Source organism: Hymenobacter lucidus (assembly GCF_020447265.1).
In the GTDB taxonomy this organism is placed as follows: Bacteria; Bacteroidota; Bacteroidia; order Cytophagales; family Hymenobacteraceae; genus Hymenobacter; species Hymenobacter lucidus.
The window spans coordinates 1-20,367 of record NZ_JAJADR010000006.1; the positions used below are offsets into that span (position 1 = coordinate 1).

20 protein-coding genes are annotated in these 20,367 nt (G+C 58.9%); 9 read left to right on the forward strand and 11 right to left on the reverse strand.

The window, feature by feature from the left end:
• The coding region (locus LGH74_RS18255) for a hypothetical protein (protein ID WP_226177819.1) at positions 1-944 on the forward strand (944 nt) is incomplete at its 5' end.
• Between the two features lie 157 nt (positions 945-1,101).
• The gene (locus LGH74_RS18260; RefSeq protein ID WP_226177821.1) at positions 1,102-1,749 is read left to right on the forward strand and encodes an RNA 2'-phosphotransferase; all 648 of its coding nucleotides are present in this window, start codon (positions 1,102-1,104) and stop codon (positions 1,747-1,749) included.
• Here the strand turns inward: LGH74_RS18260 and LGH74_RS18265 are convergent.
• Both LGH74_RS18265 and LGH74_RS18270 read right to left on the reverse strand, forming a co-directional pair.
• Positions 1,744-2,220 (reverse strand): RES family NAD+ phosphorylase, encoded by a 477-nt coding sequence (locus LGH74_RS18265; protein ID WP_226177823.1) that lies wholly within the window; start codon positions 2,218-2,220, stop codon positions 1,744-1,746. The two genes, LGH74_RS18260 and LGH74_RS18265, sit on opposite strands and share 6 nt — an antisense overlap.
• A gap of 150 nt (positions 2,221-2,370) precedes the next feature.
• Complete coding sequence (locus LGH74_RS18270) at positions 2,371-2,823, reverse strand: Xre family toxin-antitoxin system antitoxin (protein ID WP_226177824.1); 453 nt, start codon at positions 2,821-2,823, stop codon at positions 2,371-2,373.
• Positions 2,824-2,997: 174 nt separating this feature from the next.
• Here LGH74_RS18270 and LGH74_RS18275 point away from each other — a divergent pair, with 174 nt between their 5' ends.
• The 6 genes from LGH74_RS18275 to LGH74_RS18300 all read left to right on the forward strand — a co-directional run bounded on the left by LGH74_RS18275 (position 2,998) and on the right by LGH74_RS18300 (position 10,306).
• Positions 2,998-3,336 carry a cupin domain-containing protein gene (locus LGH74_RS18275; protein WP_226177826.1) on the forward strand — a complete coding sequence of 113 codons (339 nt, stop codon included), beginning with the start codon at positions 2,998-3,000 and terminating at the stop codon, positions 3,334-3,336.
• 5 nt (positions 3,337-3,341) lie between these two features.
• The gene (locus LGH74_RS18280; RefSeq protein WP_226177828.1) at positions 3,342-4,037 is read left to right on the forward strand and encodes an HD domain-containing protein; all 696 of its coding nucleotides are present in this window, start codon (positions 3,342-3,344) and stop codon (positions 4,035-4,037) included.
• Positions 4,038-4,097: 60 nt separating this feature from the next.
• Positions 4,098-4,340 carry a hypothetical protein gene (locus tag LGH74_RS18285; RefSeq protein ID WP_226177830.1) on the forward strand — a complete coding sequence of 81 codons (243 nt, stop codon included), beginning with the start codon at positions 4,098-4,100 and terminating at the stop codon, positions 4,338-4,340.
• 113 nt (positions 4,341-4,453) lie between these two features.
• Positions 4,454-7,036: a DNA gyrase subunit A gene (gyrA, locus tag LGH74_RS18290; protein WP_226177832.1), complete on the forward strand. Its 2,583-nt coding sequence runs from the start codon at positions 4,454-4,456 to the stop codon at positions 7,034-7,036.
• 170 nt (positions 7,037-7,206) lie between these two features.
• Positions 7,207-8,346 carry a tetratricopeptide repeat protein gene (locus LGH74_RS18295; protein ID WP_226177834.1) on the forward strand — a complete coding sequence of 380 codons (1,140 nt, stop codon included), beginning with the start codon at positions 7,207-7,209 and terminating at the stop codon, positions 8,344-8,346.
• A gap of 961 nt (positions 8,347-9,307) precedes the next feature.
• A complete protein-coding gene (locus LGH74_RS18300; protein WP_226177836.1) occupies positions 9,308-10,306 on the forward strand; it encodes a hypothetical protein in 999 nt (332 codons plus the stop codon).
• Between the two features lie 152 nt (positions 10,307-10,458).
• On the opposite strand, the gene LGH74_RS18305 is transcribed toward LGH74_RS18300, so the two are convergent.
• The 9 genes from LGH74_RS18305 to hisG form a co-directional block, all read right to left on the reverse strand.
• A complete protein-coding gene (locus LGH74_RS18305) occupies positions 10,459-11,094 on the reverse strand; it encodes a lipid-A-disaccharide synthase N-terminal domain-containing protein (protein WP_226178938.1) in 636 nt (211 codons plus the stop codon).
• Positions 11,095-11,251: 157 nt separating this feature from the next.
• Entirely contained in the window at positions 11,252-11,896 is a 645-nt protein-coding gene (gene hisIE, locus LGH74_RS18310) for a bifunctional phosphoribosyl-AMP cyclohydrolase/phosphoribosyl-ATP diphosphatase HisIE (protein WP_226177838.1), read from the reverse strand.
• A gap of 78 nt (positions 11,897-11,974) precedes the next feature.
• The gene (hisF, locus tag LGH74_RS18315; RefSeq protein WP_226177845.1) at positions 11,975-12,733 is read right to left on the reverse strand and encodes an imidazole glycerol phosphate synthase subunit HisF; all 759 of its coding nucleotides are present in this window, start codon (positions 12,731-12,733) and stop codon (positions 11,975-11,977) included.
• A gap of 36 nt (positions 12,734-12,769) precedes the next feature.
• Positions 12,770-13,486, reverse strand: coding sequence for a 1-(5-phosphoribosyl)-5-[(5-phosphoribosylamino)methylideneamino]imidazole-4-carboxamide isomerase (hisA, locus tag LGH74_RS18320; RefSeq protein ID WP_226177846.1), 717 nt, complete (start codon positions 13,484-13,486; stop codon positions 12,770-12,772).
• An 8-nt stretch (positions 13,487-13,494) separates the two neighbouring features.
• Complete coding sequence (gene hisH, locus LGH74_RS18325) at positions 13,495-14,082, reverse strand: imidazole glycerol phosphate synthase subunit HisH (RefSeq protein WP_226177847.1); 588 nt, start codon at positions 14,080-14,082, stop codon at positions 13,495-13,497.
• Between the two features lie 156 nt (positions 14,083-14,238).
• The gene (gene hisB / locus LGH74_RS18330) at positions 14,239-15,342 is read right to left on the reverse strand and encodes a bifunctional histidinol-phosphatase/imidazoleglycerol-phosphate dehydratase HisB (protein WP_226177848.1); all 1,104 of its coding nucleotides are present in this window, start codon (positions 15,340-15,342) and stop codon (positions 14,239-14,241) included.
• A gap of 51 nt (positions 15,343-15,393) precedes the next feature.
• On the reverse strand, positions 15,394-16,449 hold the full coding sequence (gene hisC, locus LGH74_RS18335) for a histidinol-phosphate transaminase (protein WP_226177849.1): 1,056 nt from the start codon (positions 16,447-16,449) through the stop codon (positions 15,394-15,396).
• A gap of 68 nt (positions 16,450-16,517) precedes the next feature.
• Complete coding sequence (hisD, locus tag LGH74_RS18340; RefSeq protein WP_226177850.1) at positions 16,518-17,813, reverse strand: histidinol dehydrogenase; 1,296 nt, start codon at positions 17,811-17,813, stop codon at positions 16,518-16,520.
• 161 nt (positions 17,814-17,974) lie between these two features.
• Positions 17,975-18,826 (reverse strand): ATP phosphoribosyltransferase, encoded by an 852-nt coding sequence (gene hisG, locus LGH74_RS18345; RefSeq protein WP_226177852.1) that lies wholly within the window; start codon positions 18,824-18,826, stop codon positions 17,975-17,977.
• Positions 18,827-19,335: 509 nt separating this feature from the next.
• On the opposite strand from hisG, the gene LGH74_RS18350 reads away from it, so the two are divergent.
• Complete coding sequence (locus tag LGH74_RS18350; protein ID WP_226177855.1) at positions 19,336-20,286, forward strand: DUF2911 domain-containing protein; 951 nt, start codon at positions 19,336-19,338, stop codon at positions 20,284-20,286.
• Positions 20,287-20,367 lie beyond the last annotated feature (81 nt).

A 20,367-nucleotide genomic window follows, 5' to 3' on the forward strand; every position in this document is an offset into this window, starting at 1 on the left:
ATGAGCGTACCGCCCGCACGTTCGAGCAGCCCACCGGCGGCATGGGCTTTTTCGAGTGCATCGACGACCAGGCCGCCGCCGACTGTCTGCTCAACGCCTGCCGCGACTGGCTGGCCGCCCGGGGTATGGAAGCCATGGACGGCCCCATCAACTTCGGCGACCGGGACCAGTGGTGGGGCCTGCTCACCGACAACTTCGGCCCGCCGGTGTACGGGCAGAGCTACAACCCGCCCTACTACCGGCGCCTGCTCGAAACCTATGGCTTTGCGGTGTACTTCAACCAGTATACCTATTTCCGCAAGCTGGCCGACCCGCTCACGCCCGAGTATCAGCGCAAGGCCGCCGTGCTTTTCAACGACTCCAACTACAGTTTCGAGCACCTACGGCTGAAAAACCTGGCCAAGTACACCGAGGATTTCCGGCAGGTCTACAACAAAGCCTGGGTGAAGCACGACGGCGTGAAGGAAATGACGCCCGAGCAGGCGGCCCACATCATGCGCAAGCTGCGCCCTATCATCGATGAGAAAGTGTGCTGGTTTGGCTATTACCAGGGCGAGCCGGTGGGCTTCTTCGTCTCGCTGCCCGAGCTCAATGAGCTTTTTCGGTACGTGGATGGCCGCCTGAACTGGCTTGGCAAGCTCCGCTTTGCCTGGTACCGCTGGCGCGGGGCCGTGCGCACGCTCACCGGCATTGCCTTCGGTATCGTGCCCGAACACCAGCGCAAGGGGCTGGAAATGGCCTTTGTGCTAGCCGTGGCCAACATGGTACAGGATACTAGCAAAGTCCGCTACGAAGACTTTGTGATGAACTGGATTGGCGACTTCAACCCCAAGATGATGCGCGTGGCCGAGGCCATCAACGGCCGCATCTGGCGCACCCACGCCACGTTCCGCTACCTGTTCGACCGCGAAAAGGAATTCAGGCGCGCCCCGGTTATTGAGTAGTGAGGTAGTGAGTTGTTTTTGAGGTGTTTTGCTGCCAACGGCTTATGTCCCTGCAAGGCGGAGCCGAAGCAATCCGTCCTCTGCAATGTAGAAAGCTTCCTAAAGTGAAAAGCCCCTCAATCGTTGGTACGGTTGAGGGGCTTTTTGATAAAAGCATATGACTACCTTCGCCGCCAACGGATTGCCACGGCTGTGGCTCGCCCAGGCCCGTTGCCTCATTGCGCAGTCGAGACAACGAAAAACTCACCATCTCACCATCATGGACAAAGCCCAGCTTACCCGAATCAGCAAGTTTTTGAGCCTGCACCTGCGTCATGAGCCCGAGGCGCTGGGCCTGGAGCTCGAAGAAGGCGGCTGGGTGAGCATCGAGGCCTTGCTGGCCGGGGCGGCCCGGCGGGGCATGCTCATCTCGCGGGCGCAGCTGGACGAAGTGGTAACCGGCAACGACAAGCAGCGCTTTGCCTTCGACGCGGCCGGTACGCGTATTCGAGCCCAGCAGGGGCACAGCGTCGAGGTCGACTTGCAACTGGTGCCGGCCGTGCCGCCCGCCGTGCTCTATCATGGTACTGTGGCGGCGGCGTTGCCCGCCATCCGGGCGCAGGGCCTGCAGAAGATGCAGCGGCACCACGTTCACCTCTCGCCCGATGCCGATACGGCCCGGCGTGTGGGGCAGCGGCGCGGGGAGCCCGTTATTCTCATCATTGATGCCGCGGCTATGCAGCAGGCCGGCTTCGGGTTCTACGAGTCCGGTAATGGCGTCTGGCTCGTCGAGCAGGTGCCACCGCAGTTCCTGAAAGGGCTATAAAGACTCTTTGCTGCCCAGTTCCGGCTTCAGGCGGGCGTCGAAGGGGTGGGGCTCCAGGGCAACTATGCGCAGCTGGGCGTGGGCCGGGTGCAAGGGGTTGAGCAGGTAGTTCCACTCGTTGGGCGCGTGGGCCGAGGGTACTTTCATAATCCAGAACGCGGCTTCCTCCATCCAGGCGCGGGTTAGCTGGGCTAGCTCCAGGGGGTAGGGCAGCTCCTGCCAGTTGGCGGGCAGCTGGGCCAGGTCAATTTCCCGGATGGGCGTCTCGTCGGGTACTTCCAGCGTCAGGGCAAAGTAGTTGCGGGGTAACGAGGGCGAGTTAGCCAGCACCTCCAGCTTGGCCAGCGACAAATGCTCGGAGGTGTATAGAATCTGGGTGCCTTTTTCGTGCCAGCGGCCCGAGTAGTACAAGCCGCCCTGGCCCGTGAGGTCTTTGATATAAGGGTGCTTGCCGAGCCGGTAGAGGTGCATTGTTGAATGCTGCTTGGTGCTTGTTAATTGGTGCTTGCCGATTGTTAGGAGTTGTGCAATAAGAGCAGGAGGGAAGTCTGTTCCGGAAAGCTAGTCAGTCGCTTCCGGGAATAACAATCAACAATCAGCTCCCAACAATCAACTGCCAACTTAAGAGTAGATGCCGTGCTCAATGCGGCCCAGGATTTCGCGCACCTGCTCCCGCCCGATGGCCGACGACAGCAACTCCTTGGGCCGCACGCTGCCCAGGGCCGGGTTAAGCGTATCCAGCCAATGGTGAAAGTCGTCCTGATCCTCGAATACGTCGAGGCCCTTGGCCAGCACGGCCGAGAGCTGAATGGTTTTCTCCGCCTCGTCCAGTGTGAGGGCGCGCTTGGCCTGTTCGCGCCGGGCCAGCGTGCTTTCCGATACGCCCAGCACCACGCTGATTTCCTTGTTGGAAAAGCCCAGCCGCTGCTGCAACGCCCGCAACGCCTGCACCGACAGGCCTTTCAAGGCCACGGCCAGCAAATCCAGCTCGTTGTGCACCAGCTGCGGAATGACGGCCCCGCCACCCATCAGATCAACCATAGTGGCCACGGGAGTTTTACGTATAACAGTCATTTGCTTGTTTTTTAATCGTCATTTGATGGCAATATACGCAATAACTTTTCCCGGGGCTGAAAAATTCAAACCAGCCGGAGTAGCCAGCTGGGCCAACCGGCCGGAACCTACTAATTTGCCGCCTCAATTTCTGTTTACCCCGCCCCGTTGTCGCGCATGAGTCAGCCCGCGCCTTTGCCCATTAGTATCGTCACTGCTCCGCACTACCACTGGGGCGAGGGCTGCGACGGCTGGCACCTGGTCGATACCGCGGCCCTAAGCATTATCCAGGAGCGGATGCCCGCCGGAAGCCGGGAAGCGCGGCACTACCACCAGTACGCCCGGCAGTTCTTTTTCATACTGGCCGGGGAGGCCACGCTGGAAATAAATGGTGTTACGCATCGTTTGCTTCCGCATACGGGTCTGGAAGTGCCGCCCGGCGCGCCCCACCAGCTGTGCAACGAGTCGGCCGGGGAACTGCTCTTTACCGTCACGTCGCAGCCCAAAAGCCACGGCGACCGAATCAACCTTTGAAACCTATGCCAACTACCGCCCTGAGCGCCGAGCAGATTATTACCCAAACCGCCGACTTCGTCCGCGCCAAATTCCTGGGCGAAGGCTCCGGCCACGACTGGGCTCACATCCGCCGGGTGTGGCTCAGCAGCCGGGCCCTGGCCGCCACGCTGCCCGCCGCCGATCCGCTCGTAACCGAGCTGGCCGCTCTGCTCCACGATGTGGCCGACTGGAAGTTTCACGCCGGTGACGAGGAAGCCGGCCCCCGTGCCGCCCGCGCCTGGCTCACGGGCCTGCAGGTTGACGAAAGCGTTATTCAGCGGGTCGAGACCATCATTCGGGAAATATCCTTCAAGGGCCTGGGGGTGCCTACACCCATGAGCACGCCCGAGGGCGAAGTAGTACAGGATGCCGACCGCCTCGACGCCATCGGCGCCATCGGTGTAGCCCGGGCCTTTGCCTACGGGGGCCACAAGGGCCGCCCGCTCCACGACCCCGAAGTAGCGCCCATCATCCACGACTCCTTCGAGAGCTACAAGCAGAACACGGCTCCCACGGTAAACCACTTCTACGAAAAGCTGCTGCACCTGCGCGAGCGGCTGCACACGCCCGCCGCCCGCCGCATTGCCCAGGAGCGCCACCAGTTCCTGGAAACCTTCCTGGCCCAGTTCCTGCGCGAATGGGAGGGAGCCGACCTGGCCGAGCTGCCCACGCCGGCTTAAATTATTCTGCTGAGGGCGGCTAACAGGCCGCGCCGGCCGCCGAACATCTACCTTTGCCGAATGAACTTTCGCCTGTTTGCCCTACGGTTTATCGTGCCGCTTCTTCTACTGATTGGCGCCGCTGGCTGCCGCACTTGTCCCATGGCGTCCTGTCACACGCGCAAGGTGCATTTCCACAACGGGGCCCGCTACCGGGGCCAGCCCCTCTGGAAAAAACAGAACCCAGCGGTGGGTGAAAAAATCAAGACCTACAATCCCAAGTCGGGCACGCACAAAGCCGATAGGAGTAAGACAAAGGAATAGGCTGAATTAGGCAAAACGGGCCTTTTTTCGTATCTTGCGGGCTTCTCGCAGTACTCATTCACTGGTGCCGGAAGCCCTTCTTTCCAGGGGCTCCGGCCGACTTAGATTTCCCTATGGCGGAAGGCGAAAAGATCATTCCGATTAACATTGAAGACGAGATGCGTGGCGCCTACATCGATTACTCGATGTCGGTCATCATCTCCCGGGCTCTGCCCGACGTGCGCGACGGCCTGAAGCCCGTGCACCGACGCGTCCTCTACGGTATGTCCGAGCTGGGCGTGTCCTACAACAAAGCCTATAAGAAGAGTGCCCGTATCGTGGGCGAGGTGCTGGGTAAGTACCATCCCCACGGCGACTCGAGCGTGTACGACACGATGGTGCGCATGGCCCAGGACTGGAGCCTGCGCTACCCGCTGGTCGACGGGCAGGGTAACTTCGGCTCCATCGACGGCGACTCGCCGGCGGCTATGCGTTACACCGAAGCCCGCCTCAAGCGCCTCTCCGATGAGCTGCTGGGCGACCTGGACAAGGATACCGTCGATTTTCAACCCAACTTCGACGACTCGCTGGAAGAACCCAGCGTGATGCCCTCCAAGTTTCCGAACCTGCTCGTCAACGGTACTACCGGTATTGCCGTGGGCATGGCTACCAACATGGCGCCCCATAACCTGACGGAAGTGGTCAGCGGCATCATTGCCTACCTCGATAATTCGGAAATTACCATTGCCGAGCTCATGGAGCACGTTACCGCCCCGGATTTTCCCACGGGTGGTACTATCTACGGCTACGAAGGGGTAAAGCAGGCCTTCGAAACCGGCCGGGGACGCATCGTGATGCGGGCCAAGGCTCACTACGAAACCCTGCCCAGCGGCAAGGAGCAGATCGTCATCACCGAAATTCCCTACATGGTGAATAAGGCCTCGATGATTGAGAAAACGGCTGCTCTCATCAACGAGAAGCGCATTGAAGGCATCAGCGACCTGCGCGACGAGTCTGACCGCGACGGTATGCGCATCGTCTACGATCTGAAGCGCGACGCCATGCCCAACGTGGTGCTCAACCAGCTTTACCGCTACACCCAGCTGCAGTCGTCGTTCGGCGTCAACAACGTGTGCCTGGTGAAGGGCCGCCCGATGACGCTCAACCTCAAGGAGCTGATTCACTACTTCGTGGAGCACCGCGCCGACGTGGTGGTGCGCCGCACCCGCTACGAGCTGGCCGAAGCCCAGAAGCGGGCCCATATTCTGGAAGGCCTGCTTATCGCCCTCGACCACCTCGACGAGGTGATTGCCCTGATCCGGGCCTCGCGTGACGGCGACGTAGCCCGGGCCCAGCTCGTGGAGCGTTTCTCGCTGAGCGAAATCCAGGCCCGCGCTATTCTTGACATGCGGCTGCAGCGCCTCACGGGCCTGGAGCGCGACAAGATCGTGGCCGAGTATGAGGAGCTGATGCGCCTGATCGACCATCTCAAAGCCGTATTGGCTTCGGATGTGCTCCAGCGCCAGATCATCAAGGATGAGCTGCTCGATATTCGGGAGCGGTACGGCGACAAGCGCCGCACCATGATTGAGTACGCCGGCGGCGACTTCTCAATGGAAGATATGATTGCCGATGAGAGCATGGTGATTACCATCTCCCGCGAAGGCTACATCAAGCGCACTGCCCTCGACGAGTACCGCACCCAGGGTCGGGGCGGCGTGGGGGCCCGCGGGGCCGCTTCTAAGCAGGATGACTTCACCGAGCACCTGTTTGTGGCCACTACCCACGAGTACCTGCTGTTCTTCACTGAGCTGGGCCGCGTGTTCTGGCTCAAGGTGTACGAAGTGCCGGAAGGAGGGAAGAACGCCAAAGGCCGCCCGATTCAGAACCTTATCGAGATTCCGCGCGAAGATGCCGTGCGCTCGGTCCTGAACGTGCGCGGTCTGCGCGACCCGGACTACCTGGAAAACACCTTCCTGATGTTCTGCACCGAGCAGGGCACGGTGAAGAAAACCCCGTTGGAAGCCTACTCACGCCCCCGCACCGCCGGTATTAATGCCATTACCATCAATGATGGCGACCGGCTGCTCGACGTGCAACTGCTGGCTCCCAACGCCGAAGTAGTGCTGGCCTCGCGTAGTGGTCGGGCCGTGCGCTTCAACGAAAGCGCCGTGCGCTCGATGGGCCGCTCGGCCGCTGGCGTGCGTGGTATCCGCCTCGATGATGCCGAAGGCAACAAGGTTGTGGGCATGGTTTGCGTGGCCGATCCGACGCAGGAACTGCTGGTGGTCAGTGAAAATGGATTTGGTAAGCGCAGTGAGCTGGCCGAGTACCGCGTCACCAACCGGGGCGGCAAAGGTGTGCGAGCCATGAAGCTGACCGACAAAACCGGTTTGCTGGTCGCCATTAAGGATGTCAACGACGGCGATGATCTGATGATTATTAACAAGTCGGGCATCACCATTCGTTTGCGGATGAGTGACTTGCGCATCATTGGCCGGGCTACCCAGGGCGTACGACTGCTGAAAATCAGCGCCGGCGACGAAATTTCGTCGGTCGCCAAAGTGGCTGCCGATGAGAAGGATGTCGAAGCCCTGGAGGGCGAAGGCCTCGAAAACGGCAGCCCGGATGCGGCAGGGGAGACGCCCCTGGAAGCGGGTCTGGCCCCCGACGATATGGCGGCTCTGACTGATCCGGATGCGCTGAGCGTAAACTAATATTTCCAAAAGGCTTGAGTACTTTCGGGCACGGTATTCGTTTTGAATAGCCGGTCTGGGGGTATTCAGGCCTTTTTCCTTTCCCGCCGGGGTGCTGAACCAAGTGTTCAGTCTGGTGGTTTCTTTTCCAATTCTTTCCACTCATCCATCCTTATTCTTCAGCAAAAACCATGAAGAAGATTTTTCTGACACTAGTAGCGGCGGCGGCACTCCATACTGCCTCGGCTCAGAACTCAGCCGTCACCAATGCCATTCTCAACCAGCGCAGCGGGTTGCTTGATAAGGCCCAGGCGGAAATCGACAAAGCAATTGTTCATGAGAAAACCTCGGGTAAGGCCAAGACCTGGTACACACGCGGTGAAATCTACGAGCAAATGGCGGCTAGCCCTATCTATAGCAAAACCCTGAAGGCTGGCGAGGGTACCAAAGTGCCTTTCGAATCGTACACCAAGGCCGTATCACTCGACGGCAAGGATGGCGAATTCGGCAAGCTGGCGGTTCAAAAGCTGGACAATCTGTATGGCTTGGCGCTGAATGCCGGCGTTGAAGGCTATAATGCCAAAAACTACGATGCCGCCTTGGAGTCGTATCGAATGGCTCAGCAAATCCGCCCGCAGGACACGACTGCGTATCTGTATGCAGCCTACGCGGCGGAGGCTAAGCAGGATTTTCCGGCAGCCAAGGAAACCTACAACAAGCTGCTGGCGATGAACTACAAATCGCCGGCTTTGTACGCCCGTATGCTGCAGATTGCGCGTCAGGAAAAAAATGAGGCGGAAGCTATGAAAGTAGTGCAGCAGGCTATGGCAGCGTATCCCAATAACAAAGCCTTTATGCTGGAGGAGTTGAACATGTATCTCAGCACGGGACGTGGCCAGGAAGCTATTGGCAAATTGGAGAAGGCTATTGCTGCTGATCCAACTAACGGCAACCTGTACGCAGTACTTGGTTCGCTCTACGATCAGAGCAAGCAGTCGGATAAAGCTTTGGTCGCCTACAGAAAGGCTGTAGAAGTAGATCCGAACAACTTCGATGCGCAGTTTAACCTGGGCGTATACAACTACAACAAGGCGGCTGATCTGTACACCAAGGCCAGCAAGATGGATCTGGCGACGTACCAAAAGTCGGGCAAGAAGTTCGAGGCCGACGGCAAGAAGTATTTCCAGGAGTCATTGCCATACTTTGAAAAGGCGCTGCAGCTGCAGCCTAATGATAAGGCCGTAATTTCTTCGCTGCAGAAAGTGTATGTGCGTCTGAACCGTACGGCCGATGCAGAAAAGATGAACGCTAAGCTGGAATCTCTGAAGTAGCCTACGGCAACAGCAGGGGATAGGAAAAACGAGCCCGGGCAGTATCCCGGGCTCGTTTTTAAAAAACATTACTTAACATAATATAAATTATAAGACAATACGTACGCTATGTCGTATTTCAGCATTAGTGCTTCAGCATTAGTGCTCTTATCCAGGCTCCAGGTAGAACGTGTATAGCGGAAAGAATCTGGTAGCCCGACTACCTCAGCTTAAGGTTGCCCCTGACAACTACAAACGTTTGTCCTCGGCCAACTTGCTGGTGGTTGGTTTGATTTGTTCTAGCTACCATATTAGTGGGCCTGCTTTTGCCTACTAATGCCTCTCTTGATTCGCAGCCGAAATAAGCTGCACTTGCCAGTAGATTCGGTCCTACAGATGCTCTGTCTGCTACAAGAGATATAATCCTGTGTGTTTCTATGCTTCAGTTGTTTCGTGAGCCGCAGGCTGTATCACTGTTGATGACAGCTTGGGCAGTGGCTTTGTTAAGTGAATCACACTCGATAAAGACGTATGGCCTGGGCTCTACAAAATCGCAGCAAGTGTTTTTGGCGAGTACCTCGCAAAATCGCAGCAAGTGTTTTTGGCGAGTACCTCGCTCCTGCTGCCAAATCTGCGTTCTAGTGATACTTGCTACTTATATATCGCTGCTGCTGGCTATTGCTTTAAAAATGCTTTGTAGGGTCTTCTGGTGAGCTGTAAACCCCTTTAGGGCTCCCCTGTCGCCCGGGCCCGGCCTTAGGTATGAGTAGTATTTTTATACTGTATTAACACAATAAGAGAATGTTAGGTAATGCAGTTAGGTAATGAAGTGAGGAGTAAACAATAACAAAGTATATTTAAGCACAAAAAAGTATATAAAAGTTATTAATTTGTATACTTTTTTGTGCTTTGTACTACTATTATATACTTATTTGTCTTATACTTGCGTATCTACTCTTTCCTAGACTTACTTTCTCTTTATATGCCTAAAACCATTGACTACCCACGTACCAGCTATATGAGTGCCTGGGAAATAGCAGAAGTTGTAGATGATACCGGTGGCAAATGTGCCATTGAAACCTGTGCCCGTAAACTAAGTCGTAAAGTGAGTGGGTCATTCAAGGCCATTATTGGCTCTGCGGTTAAGTTTGGACTAGTTACCAGCAAGCGGGAGTTGCTTACCACTACCAACCTGTTTCGCCGCATTAAGCACGCATATGATAAACAGGAAGAGAAAATCTTCCACCGGGAGGCATTTCTGCACCCTCCCTTGTTCACGCAGATCTGCCGCAAGTTCCGAAACCGGGAGCTTCCCGTGCACATGCTCGACGTGATGCTGATCCGGGAATTCGGCGTAGAGGAAATAAATGCTCAGGTCGTTGCGAAGGCCTTTGTGGAGGGGGCGCGCATGGTTGGGGTAATTGATGAACGCAACGTTATAGCAGACATCGACCTACTAGCCGCCCAGCAGGCGCCCCGGCAGCTGGCCAGTACTGAGCTCCCCCAGAATCTATTTCGTACCCCTCCTACCAGCGTGTCCCCGGATACCTCTCCTAGCAATAAGCCAGAACCTGCTTTTATACCGCCGGCTCGTTCTTCCCATACCCACGATGCTATATCCAGTCTGTTTGGACTGGATACGGAGGACATGGAAGACGCAACCCCGGATTCTTATCCTGCGCGGCCAACGGAAGCGCTGGGTGGCCCACAAGCGGTATTTCCGGCCAACGAGCCTCTCACAACTGCTACAGCCATTGCAGCAGACGAAGCCGCCTCGGCTTCTGTAGCAACTCTACCTACGAGTCGCCCAACCGAAGCGGCCCCTACAGTAGCTTCATTGGCGCAGCCCGGGCAGCCAGAAGGGTACTTTATTCGCATTAGCGGACCGGGCATTGACACCCAACTCAATATTCAGGACACTGATGACCTGCAAATCGTGGGGATTTTACTGGAAAAGGTAAGGCGGCAACTAGGCCGCTGACACTTTGACCGCCTCCCCCACATGAGGAAAGAATCAGCGCAACAAAGAATCAGCGCAACTTGGCTTGTTTATTTTTTATGTTAAACAGGTTACCTGGCCAAGTCGGCCGGGCAACCTGTTTAAATTAACGTTCCTATAAAGCCAAACACCCTTCAGGCAGCTTGCTCCCGGCGCAGCAGCAGAATATTCCGGGCATATACAACCGTTCCGAATACATTACCCATAATAAGCACGGCATCCAGGCGCAGGAACGCATACGTCAGAATCAACACGGAGCCCGCCAGACTTACCACCCAGAAGCCCAACGGGAGCACCGAGGTGCCGCGCCGCTCCGAGTAAAGCCATTGGTAGACGAAGCGCAACAGAAACACCAACTGCCCTACTGCCCCCAGCACCAGCCACCCCCGGGGAATGGGCGTGTGCAGCATGGCCCGCAAGCTGAAATGAGCATTGCCCAGAACAAACCACCCGAGCATCACCAGGGGGAAGCTGACGGCCGCTGCCCGAAACCAGCCGCTCAGAGTGCGCCATTCGCCCAGCAGCTGTAGGTTGCGGATATAGATGCCGTAGCTCAGCAGCTGGGCCGCCAGGATAACTGGGTCGTGGCGCAGCATACCGTAGATAATCATCATAAAGGATGAGAGCAGACTGATCTTCCAGAACAGCGTGGGCACCAACACCCGGCGGGCCCGCTCACTCTGCACCCACTGCAGCACGATGCGGCTGGAGAACAACAGCTGCGACGCCAATCCGATGGCTAAGGCGAGGGTCTGGCCAGTAGCGGGCATCACAGCTGGACGGTAGCAAAGCCGTGATGCCGCCGGGTAGTCAGGGCACTGAAAACGAAAGCAGAGCTCATAAGGAGCAACAGGAAGTTGATAGGATGTATTTACGGCAACGACCAGCGGTTGATTCAGCCCTTACCAACTTAGGCCCTCCCGTGTCCTATTCCCGGCGCGTACCGGCCGAAATGGTAGCGTGGCGCTGCCGCAGTATGGCTACTACATCGTCCAGCGTCAGGCCCGAGGCGGTGAGCAGCACCAGCAGGTGATAAAGCAAATCGGCGGCTTCACCGGGCAGCCCGGCCGTGTTGCCGGCCACGGCATCAATGACAGTCTCGACGGCCTCCTCTCCCACTTTCTGGGCTATTTTGGGCATTCCCTTCCGGAACAGCGACGCGGTGTACGAGTTCGGGTCTTCCTGCGGGTGCTGGTAGCGGCGCTGCACCAAGCGCTCCAATTCGGCCAGAAAGCCCACCGGCGGCACGGGCCGGGCCTGCTCCCCGGCGTGCTCGAAGCAACTGGTGGTACCCCGGTGGCAGGTGGGGCCATCGGGCAGGGCCCGGATCAGCAGCGCGTCGTTGTCGCAGTCGGGGTGCAGGCTCACCACAGATAGGAAGTTGCCGGAAGTTTCGCCCTTAGTCCAGAGCCGGTTTTTGGAGCGGGAGAAAAACGTGACCCGGCCTTCGGTGCGGGTTTTCTCCCAAGCCTCGGAGTTCACGTAGCCCAGCATGAGCACCTGCCCCGTCGCGGCATCCTGCACCACGGCAGGAATCAGCCCATCGGGCATTTTCTGAAAATCAAGTTGCATGTTTTTAGTGCTTGGTTGTGGGTGGCTCGTGCTTAGAGCTTGGGTGGTAGTTGATAAGGCCTGGTGTTTCGGGGTTAGCTACAGCCGCATGGGAATTCCCTCGGCCTGCAAGTGCTCTTTAAGCTCCCGGATACCGATTTCGCCGAAATGAAAGATACTGGCTGCCAAGCCGGCGTGGGCCTGGGCCTGCTGAAACACCTGGGTGAAGTGCGCCATGGTACCGGCCCCGCCCGAGGCCACTACCGGAATGGATACGGCCCGGGCCACCGCCCCGGTCACATCCAGGGCAAAGCCGTCCTTGGTCCCGTCGTTGCTCATCGACGTGAGCAGCAGCTCCCCCGCCCCCCGCTCGGCAGCCTCGCGGCACCAGGCCACGGCATCCCGCTCGGTATTGTGGGTGCCGGCGCGGGTGTAGATCTGCCAGCCGGCCTGGGCCGTGTAGCGCGCATCGGCGGCGACTACGATGCACTGGCTGCCGAAGCGACGGGCCAGCTCGTCGATAAGTTCGGGCCGGTGCAGGGCTGCCGAGTTGATGCTGACCTTATCGGCCCCGTTCATTAGCAGCGCTTCCACATCAGCCACGGTACCGATACCCCCTCCCACGGTGAAGGGAATATCCAGTTCCCGAGCCACGTCGCGTACCAAATGAATAAGGGTGGTGCGTTTCTGGTTGGTAGCGGTAATATCGAGAAACACCAGCTCATCGGCTCCTTCGCGGGCGTAGCGGGCGGCCAGGGCTACCGGGTCACCGGCGTCGCGCAGGCCTTCGAACTGCACGCCCTTTACGGTGCGGCCGTCTTTTACGTCGAGACAGGGAATGATTCGTTTGGTCAGCATACAAGTTGAATAAAGACTATCAGGATACGGATACGGCTAGAGAAACCGGCGCAGGTCGGCCAGGGAGATAGTGCCTTCGTAGATGGCTTTGCCGATAATGGCCCCGTGCATCCCAACTTCCACCAGGGCTTCCACATCGGCTATCGTCGTGACGCCGCCACTGGCCACCAACTGGGCGGCGGGCAGTTCCCGGCGCAGCTGCCGGTAGGTTTCCAGCGAAGGTCCCTGCAGCTTGCCATCCTTGCTGACATCGGTACAAACGAAGGTAGTAGCCCCCTCTCGCAGGTAGCCCTCGATAAACTCGCGCACCGTCCGCTCCGACTGCTCGGCCCAGGCATTGATGGAAATATGGTTGTCGCGGAAGTCAGCCCCCAGCAGAATCCGGGCGGCTCCGAAGGTTTGCAGCCAATGCGCGACGGTTTCAGGCTCCCGCACGGCAATGCTGCCGGCTGTAATCTGGGCGGCTCCGGCCTCGAAGGCCTGGCGTACGGCCTGCTCGCTCTGCAGCCCGCCCCCAAAGTCGATAACCAGGCTGGTATGGCGGGCAATGCGCTCCAGCACCGGCAGATTCACCGGCTGGCGGGCCCGGGCTCCATCCAGATCCACTAGGTGCAGGCGGCGCACCCCGGCCGCTTCGAAGCGCTGCGCCACGGCCAGCGGGTCGGAGTCGTAGGTGGTTTGCTGAGTGAAGTCGCCTTCGGTGAGGCGCACACACTGGCCCCCGATGAGGTCAATAGCGGGTATTATCTCCATGGGAAAGGTTAAAGCTTCAGGAAGTTTTCGAGAATACGCGTCCCCACCGGGCCGCTCTTCTCGGTGTGAAACTGCACGGCGTAGAAGTTCTGGTGCTGCACGGCGGCACTGAACGGGGCCGGGTATAGGGCCTGGGCAATGGTGTAGTCGCCCACGGGAGCGTAGTAGCTGTGCACGAAGTACACGTAGTCTTCTTCCCGCAGGCCGTCGAACAAGGGGGAACGAAGCTGCTGCAAATTATTCCAGCCCATGTGCGGCACCTTGTAGTCGGCCAGGGCCGGGAAGCGCTTTACCTCGAAGGGCAAAATACCCAGCATCGTGGCATCGTTTTCCTCGCTGTGGGTACCCAGCAGCTGCATGCCCAGGCAGATACCCAGGAAGGGCTGCGTGAGCGTGGGCAAGAGCTGGTCGAGGCCCTGGGCCCGCAGTTCCCGCATGGCTGAAGCAGCCTCGCCTTCGCCGGGAAACAGGATCTTATCGGCTCGCCGAATCACCTCCGGATCGGCACTCAGCGTGGCCTGCACCCCAAGGCGCTCCAGGGCGAAGAGCACTGACTGCACGTTGCCCCCTTTGTAATCAATTACTGCTATTTCCATTTGAGCAATACTATGCTTTTACTCATTTGTGTAAACACCCTGCTGTGGGCCTTATTTTGTGCGCACCCCTTCCTTCCAAGCCTTTTAGCTAACCTAGAACTCCCACAGCAAGGTCTTTATCCAAAAGTTAAAACATTTGGATAAAGACCTGTCAGACTACAGAATACCCTTGGTGCTGGGAATTTCCATTTTACCGGCATCCCGCACTAGGGCCATTTTAATGGCTTTGGCCACGGCTTTGAAGATGGCCTCAATCTTATGGTGTTCGTTCTGACCTTCGCACTTAATGTTGAGGTTGCAGCGGGCTGCGTCGGAAAAGCTCTTGAAGAAATGGTAGAACATTTCGCAGGGCATATCCCCTACCCGCTCCCGCTTAAACTCGGCGTCCCACACAATCCAGGGCCGGCCGGAAAAGTCGATGGCCGCCTGAGCCAACACGTCGTCCATGGGCAGCAGGAAGCCGTAGCGGGCCAGCCCGCGCTTGTCGCCCAGGGCCTGGCTGAAGGCTTCGCCCAGGGCAATAGCCGTGTCTTCGATGGTGTGATGCTCGTCGATGTGCAAGTCACCCTGCACCTCGATTTTCATATCCACGCCCGAGTGCTTGCTGAGTTGGTCGAGCATGTGGTCGAAGAAGCCCAGGCCAGTGTGCATCTCGGGGCGGCCGTTGCCGTCGAGGTTGAGCTCGATGCGAATTTTGGTTTCGTTCGTGTCGCGCTGCACGAGGGCCGTGCGAGCGGGCAGCCGCAGAAACTGGTAGATGCTCTCCCAGCTCGTGGTCGTCAAGGCGGCGCGCTCGTCAGCTTCTTCCCGAATCAGAATGGACTGGCAGCCCAGGTTCTGGGCCAGCTCCACGTCGGTGAGCCGGTCGCCGATGACGAAGGAGTGTTGAAGATCGTATGCCCCTTCTGCCAGGTACTGCTGCAGCATCCCGATACCGGGCTTGCGGGTGGGCAGGTTTTCGTGGGGAAAGCTGCGGTCGATATGCTCCCGCACGAACTCCACTCCTTCCGAGCGTAGAATGTCGAGCATCATCGTGTGGGCCGGCCAGAACGTATCCTCGGGGAAGCTCGCCGTGCCCAGCCCATCCTGGTTGCTGACCAGCACCAGCTCGTAGTCTAGCTCGCGGGCAATACGCGCAAGGCCGGTAATGGCGCCGGGTACAAACTGGAATTTTTCCCGGGTCAGGGCATCCACCTGAAAATCCGTGGGCGGCTCGATAAGGATGGTCCCGTCGCGGTCAATGAAAAGAACTTTCTTCATGGTATATACTAGCCGGCAGTTTTTATACCGGTTGGTGAAGAGGTGAAAAATTTAGGCCGCGTACTCCCGCAAGGCCGCTACCAACTGCTCATTCTCGGCGGGCGTGCCCACGGTGAGGCGCAGCGTGCCGGCGCAGCCGGGCTGGGAAGTGCGGTTGCGCACCACAATGCCTTTACCGAGCAGGTAGTCATACACGGCCGTGGCCTCGGGGCGGAAGCGCACCAGCAGAAAGTTGGCATCCGAGGGAAACAGCTGGGCCACGATGGGCAGGCCCGGGAGCTGCTCCAGCAGCCAGGTGCGGCCTTCGAGCAGCTCTTGGCGCATCTGCTCGAAGTGCGGGGCGTCGGCTAACGCAGCCAGGGCGTGCTGCTGCGTGGCTTCCGACACATTATAGGGCGGCTTGATCTTATTGAGGTAGCCAATGATGTCGGGCGAGGCAAAGGCCATGCCCAGCCGCAGGCCGGCCAGGCCCCAGGCCTTGGAGAAGGTTTGCAGCACCACCAGATTCGGAAACTCGGCCAGGCGGGTCGTCCAGCTGGGGGCCGCGGCAAAGTCGGCGTAGGCTTCATCCACCACCACCAAGCCCCGGAAGTTGCGCAGCACCTGCTCGATGGCCTCGGCGTGGAGCAGGTTACCGGTCGGGTTATTAGGCGAGCAGATAAACACCAATTTAGCCTCCGACGCAATGATTTGCTTAACGGCATCAGCGGAAAGCTGAAATTCGGGCGTGAGCGGTACCCGCTCCAGACGCACGTCGTTCAGGTTGGCAGCCACCTCGTACATGCCGTAGGTAGGTGGCAAGATCAGGATGCTGTCTTCCTGGGCGGGGCGGCAGGTCAGGCGCACGAGCAGGTCGATGGCCTCGTCGGAGCCGTTGCCCAGAAAGATCTGTTCGGGCGCTACGCCTTTCAGCTTGGCCAGCGCGGCTTTCACGGCGCGCTGGTGCGGGTCGGGGTAGCGGTTGAACAGCTCGGGGCCGGCGCTGCCCAGGCTGTTTTCGTTGGCATCGAGCATCACGCGGGCTTCGCCCTGAAATTCGTCGCGGGCCGAAGAGTACGGCTGCATAGCCCGGATGTTGGGCCGGATAAGGTTGGCAAGCTCAAACATAAATCGAAGAAAAAGCTGGGGCCGCTCTGAAACGGGCTGGCAGCAGATGAATAGAGAATAAAGTAAACCTAGGCGTCGCCCAGCAGGCTTTCCAGGCGCAGCGTCACGGCCCGGGCGTGGGCCCGCAGCCCTTCGGCCTCCGCCATGATTTCCACCACCGGCCCCACGTGTTGCAGGCCCTCGGCGGTGATGCGCTGGAAGGTAATCTTCTTCAGAAACGAATCGAGCGACACGCCGCTGTAGTTGCGGGCATAGCCGCCAGTGGGCAGCGTGTGGTTGGTGCCCGAGGCATAGTCGCCGGCGGCTTCCGGGGTAAGGTGGCCCAGAAACACCGAGCCAGCACTGGTAACGCCTTCCGAAAACTTCTCCGCGTCGCGCACGGCCAGAATCAGGTGCTCGGGGGCGTACTGGTTGGAGAAGAACAGCATTTCCTCGGGCGTGCGCAGCAGCACGGCCCGGCTTTCGGCCAGGGCCAGCCGGGCCACGTCGCGGCGGGGCAATTCGGCCAGTTGGCGCTCCACTTCTTCTACCACTTGGGGCAGCAGTTCGGCCGAATCGGTGAGCAGTACCACCTGCGAGTCAGGGCCGTGCTCGGCCTGGGACAGCAAATCGGCGGCCACGAAAACCGGACTAGCCGTTTTGTCAGCAATGACGAGTACTTCCGACGGGCCGGCCGGCAAGTCGATGGCCACCCCACGCTGGGCCGCCAGCTGCTTGGCCGCCGTTACGTAGCGGTTGCCGGGGCCAAAGATCTTGTCAACGGCCGGCACGCTCTCGGTACCACCGGCCAGGGCAGCTACGGCCTGGGCCCCGCCGGCTTTCACGATGAGGCTGATGCCCAGCAGCTGGGCCGTAAACAGAATCACGGGATTCACGGAGCCGTCTTTTCGGGGCGGCGTGCACAGTACTATCTCCGGGCAACCCGCCAGCCGGGCTGGCACGCCCAGCATGAGCAGGGTGCTAAACAAGGGCGCGGTACCCCCGGGAATGTAGAGGCCCACCCGCTGCACCGGCACCGACTTGCGCCAGCACGTGACGCCCGGCATCGTTTCGACCCGCACTTCGGCTTCGCGCTGGGTGAGGTGAAATTTCCACAGATTGGCGTGGGCCTGGCGGATGGCCGTTTGCAGCTCGGCCGGTACCTGGGCTACGGCGGCGGCTATTTCCTCGGCTGTGGCGCGCAACTCCGTGACCTGCGCGCCGTCGAGTTCCTGGGCGTAGTGGCGCAGGGCCTCGTCGCCGCGCTGGCGCACGTCGTCGAAGATCTGGCGCACCCGCTCCTCTACCTGCCGGGCTTCACCGGCGGCGGGTCGCTGTTGCAGCGTAGCCCACTCCTGCTGGCTGGGATATTGAAAAACCTGCATCTTCATCAATGTGGAGAATGTGGAGAGAATGTGATTAATGTGGGAGAATGTATTGGATGGAAATACTGAGAAGCGTGTGTTCAACCATCAGCCTGTTAGCTGCTGCATGGAGCCGATTTCTCACATTAACCACATTCCTCACATTCTCTCCACATTAACAATTAGGCTATCATCTTTTCGATGGGCAGTACCAGGATGCCTTCGGCGCCCACGGCTTTCAGCTGGCCGGTGATGTGCCAGAAGTCGTCCTCATTTACTACCGACTGCACCGACACCCAGCCTTCCTCGGCCAGGGGCGTCACCGTGGGCGACTTAATTCCGGGCAGCAAGGCCTTCACCGCATCCAGGGAAGCCGACGGGGCATTGAGCAGAATGTACTTGTTGCGGCGCGCCCGGCGCACCGACTGCATCCGGAACTGGAGCTGCTCAAGCAGTTCCTGCTTTTCGGCCGAGAGCTGCTGGTTGGCAATCAGCACGGCTTCGGAGCGGAACACGGTTTCCACTTCGCGCAGGCCATTGCCCAGCAGCGTGGAGCCCGACGAGACGATGTCGCAGATGGCATCGGCCAGGCCAATGCTGGGGGCAATTTCTACCGACCCGCTAATGGTGTGCAGATTGGCCTGCACGCCCTCACCGGCCAGGTAGCGGCCCAGAATCTGCGGATACGAGGTAGCAATGTTCTTGCCCTGCAGATCAGCCACCGAGTCGTAGCCCTCGGAACGCAGGATGGCCAGCGACAGGCGGCACTTGCTGAAGCCCAGCTTTTCGACCTCCAGGTCCGGGAAACCGGCTTCTACCAGCACGTTCTGCCCCACGATACCCAGGTCGGCCACCCCATCCTGGACGTAGCCGGGAATATCGTCGTCGCGCAGGAATAGGATTTCCAGGGGAAAATTAGTGGCTTCGGTCTTGAGTTTGTAGGAGCTGCTGACGAAGGAAATGCCGCACTCACGGATAAGAGCAAGCGAATCCTCGCTTAGGCGGCCCGACTTCTGAATGGCTAAACGAATCATAGGGAATTGGTAAGAAAGTAGTAAGTGATTGGTAAAAAGGAAGAATACCGGAAAAGCGTATCCAGGCCGGTATTCGGAAAGTGATACAAAGGGAGGGGAAAAGCCGGCGGCCGGGCCCTGAGGGCAACAGCGGGCGGGGCAGCCTTTGGGGGCGGCCGGGCACTCGATAGGTGAAGTGCCCCACGGGGTCAATATGCTTGTATAATTCCTCTCTTAAGAGGAATGGTGCCCGTGCAGATGATGGTGCGCCGCGCGCAGCCAGCCAGTAGCCTCGCCCGTGTGGGCGGCCTGGGAGCTGAGAGTGCAAAGGAAAAGCGCGGCGAAGGGCATAGAGGCGAATTGCTGGGCAAAAGTACACGCGTCAGGCTCGAAACAAAATTATTCCGAAAATAAATATTCGGAACCCTGAACTTTGCGCTTTACTTCCCGGTCAACCTCGTTTCTGGCACTATTGTTTCGGAGCGGGTTGTTTCTGGTTTTGTTTCCGCCGCTCCTGCCTATTGCTGCTTATGGTATTGTCCCACCTGTTTTCTTCTTTCCGCTGTGGCCGGCTGGCTCTGCTACTGGTCCTGGCCGGTGGCTGCACTACGGCTCAGGCCCAGATGGCCGACTCCATCCGGGTAGTGGCCCCGGCCACCACCAAGCCTACGGCGGCCGTGCCCGAGCTGCCCCTGCCCCAGGCCAGCCCCCACGCCCTGCTGGTGCAGACCATTGGGCTCACCGACGTCACGGTCGACTATCATACGCCCGCGGTGCGGGGCCGGGCCGTGTGGGGACAATTGGTGCCCTACGGCCAGGTGTGGCGCGCGGGAGCCAATGAAAACACAATTCTTACCTTCTCCGACCCGGTTTCGCTGAATGGGCAGGCCGTGCCGGCCGGTAAATACTCGTTCTACGTACTGCCCAAATCCGACCAGGACTGGGAGCTGATTCTCAACCGGGTGACCAACCACTGGGGCACCGAAGGCTACGACGCCAAAGCCGACCAGGTGCGCCTGCCAGTAGTACCCGAAGCCTCGCCGATGCACGAGAACTTAGTCTACTGGTTTTCGGAGGTGAAACCCGCCAATGCCCGCCTGAACCTGTCGTGGGAAAAGCGCACGGTGAGCATGCTCATCGAAACCGACGTACATGCCAAAGCCCTGGCCGGTATTCAGAAAGTGCTGGCAGCCCACCCCGAAAACTGGCAGCTGCTGGCCCAGGCCGCCGACTACCTGGTGCAGAATAACATTCAGGCCGAGCTGGCTCTGCAGTACATCAACGAGTCGCTACGCCTGAAGGAAGCTTATACCAACACCTGGATCAAGGCCCGCCTGCTCGCTTCCAAGCAGGACTACGGCACAGCCATCGTTTACGGCCGCCGCGCCCTGAAGCTGGGTGAGCGAGACGACCCCGACTTCAAAACCCGGCAGCCCAACATGCGCATCACCCTTACCGAGTGGCAAAGCAAGGCGTATTAGCAGTTTTAGAATTTTAGGCTTTAGGTCTTAGTGGCCACCCAAACTCACCAAAATAGAAAGGGCCGCAAGCACTGCTTGCGG

Coding starts and splice junctions, on each gene's coding strand:
- hisIE (WP_226177838.1), bottom strand. CDS start 11,896: ATGCAACTTGATTTTCAGAAAATGCCCGATGGGCTGATTCCTGCCGTG.
- LGH74_RS18285 (WP_226177830.1), top strand. CDS start 4,098: ATGAACTTTCGCCTGTTTGCCCTACGGTTTATCGTGCCGCTTCTTCTA.
- hisD (WP_226177850.1), bottom strand. CDS start 17,813: ATGCAGGTTTTTCAATATCCCAGCCAGCAGGAGTGGGCTACGCTGCAA.
- LGH74_RS18295 (WP_226177834.1), top strand. CDS start 7,207: ATGAAGAAGATTTTTCTGACACTAGTAGCGGCGGCGGCACTCCATACT.
- hisG (WP_226177852.1), bottom strand. CDS start 18,826: ATGATTCGTTTAGCCATTCAGAAGTCGGGCCGCCTAAGCGAGGATTCG.
- hisA (WP_226177846.1), bottom strand. CDS start 13,486: ATGGAGATAATACCCGCTATTGACCTCATCGGGGGCCAGTGTGTGCGC.
- hisC (WP_226177849.1), bottom strand. CDS start 16,449: ATGTTTGAGCTTGCCAACCTTATCCGGCCCAACATCCGGGCTATGCAG.
- hisF (WP_226177845.1), bottom strand. CDS start 12,733: ATGCTGACCAAACGAATCATTCCCTGTCTCGACGTAAAAGACGGCCGC.
- LGH74_RS18300 (WP_226177836.1), top strand. CDS start 9,308: ATGCCTAAAACCATTGACTACCCACGTACCAGCTATATGAGTGCCTGG.
- LGH74_RS18350 (WP_226177855.1), top strand. CDS start 19,336: ATGGTATTGTCCCACCTGTTTTCTTCTTTCCGCTGTGGCCGGCTGGCT.
- gyrA (WP_226177832.1), top strand. CDS start 4,454: ATGGCGGAAGGCGAAAAGATCATTCCGATTAACATTGAAGACGAGATG.
- hisB (WP_226177848.1), bottom strand. CDS start 15,342: ATGAAGAAAGTTCTTTTCATTGACCGCGACGGGACCATCCTTATCGAG.
- LGH74_RS18280 (WP_226177828.1), top strand. CDS start 3,342: ATGCCAACTACCGCCCTGAGCGCCGAGCAGATTATTACCCAAACCGCC.
- hisH (WP_226177847.1), bottom strand. CDS start 14,082: ATGGAAATAGCAGTAATTGATTACAAAGGGGGCAACGTGCAGTCAGTG.
- LGH74_RS18265 (WP_226177823.1), bottom strand. CDS start 2,220: ATGCACCTCTACCGGCTCGGCAAGCACCCTTATATCAAAGACCTCACG.
- LGH74_RS18260 (WP_226177821.1), top strand. CDS start 1,102: ATGACTACCTTCGCCGCCAACGGATTGCCACGGCTGTGGCTCGCCCAG.
- LGH74_RS18305 (WP_226178938.1), bottom strand. CDS start 11,094: ATGCCCGCTACTGGCCAGACCCTCGCCTTAGCCATCGGATTGGCGTCG.
- LGH74_RS18270 (WP_226177824.1), bottom strand. CDS start 2,823: ATGACTGTTATACGTAAAACTCCCGTGGCCACTATGGTTGATCTGATG.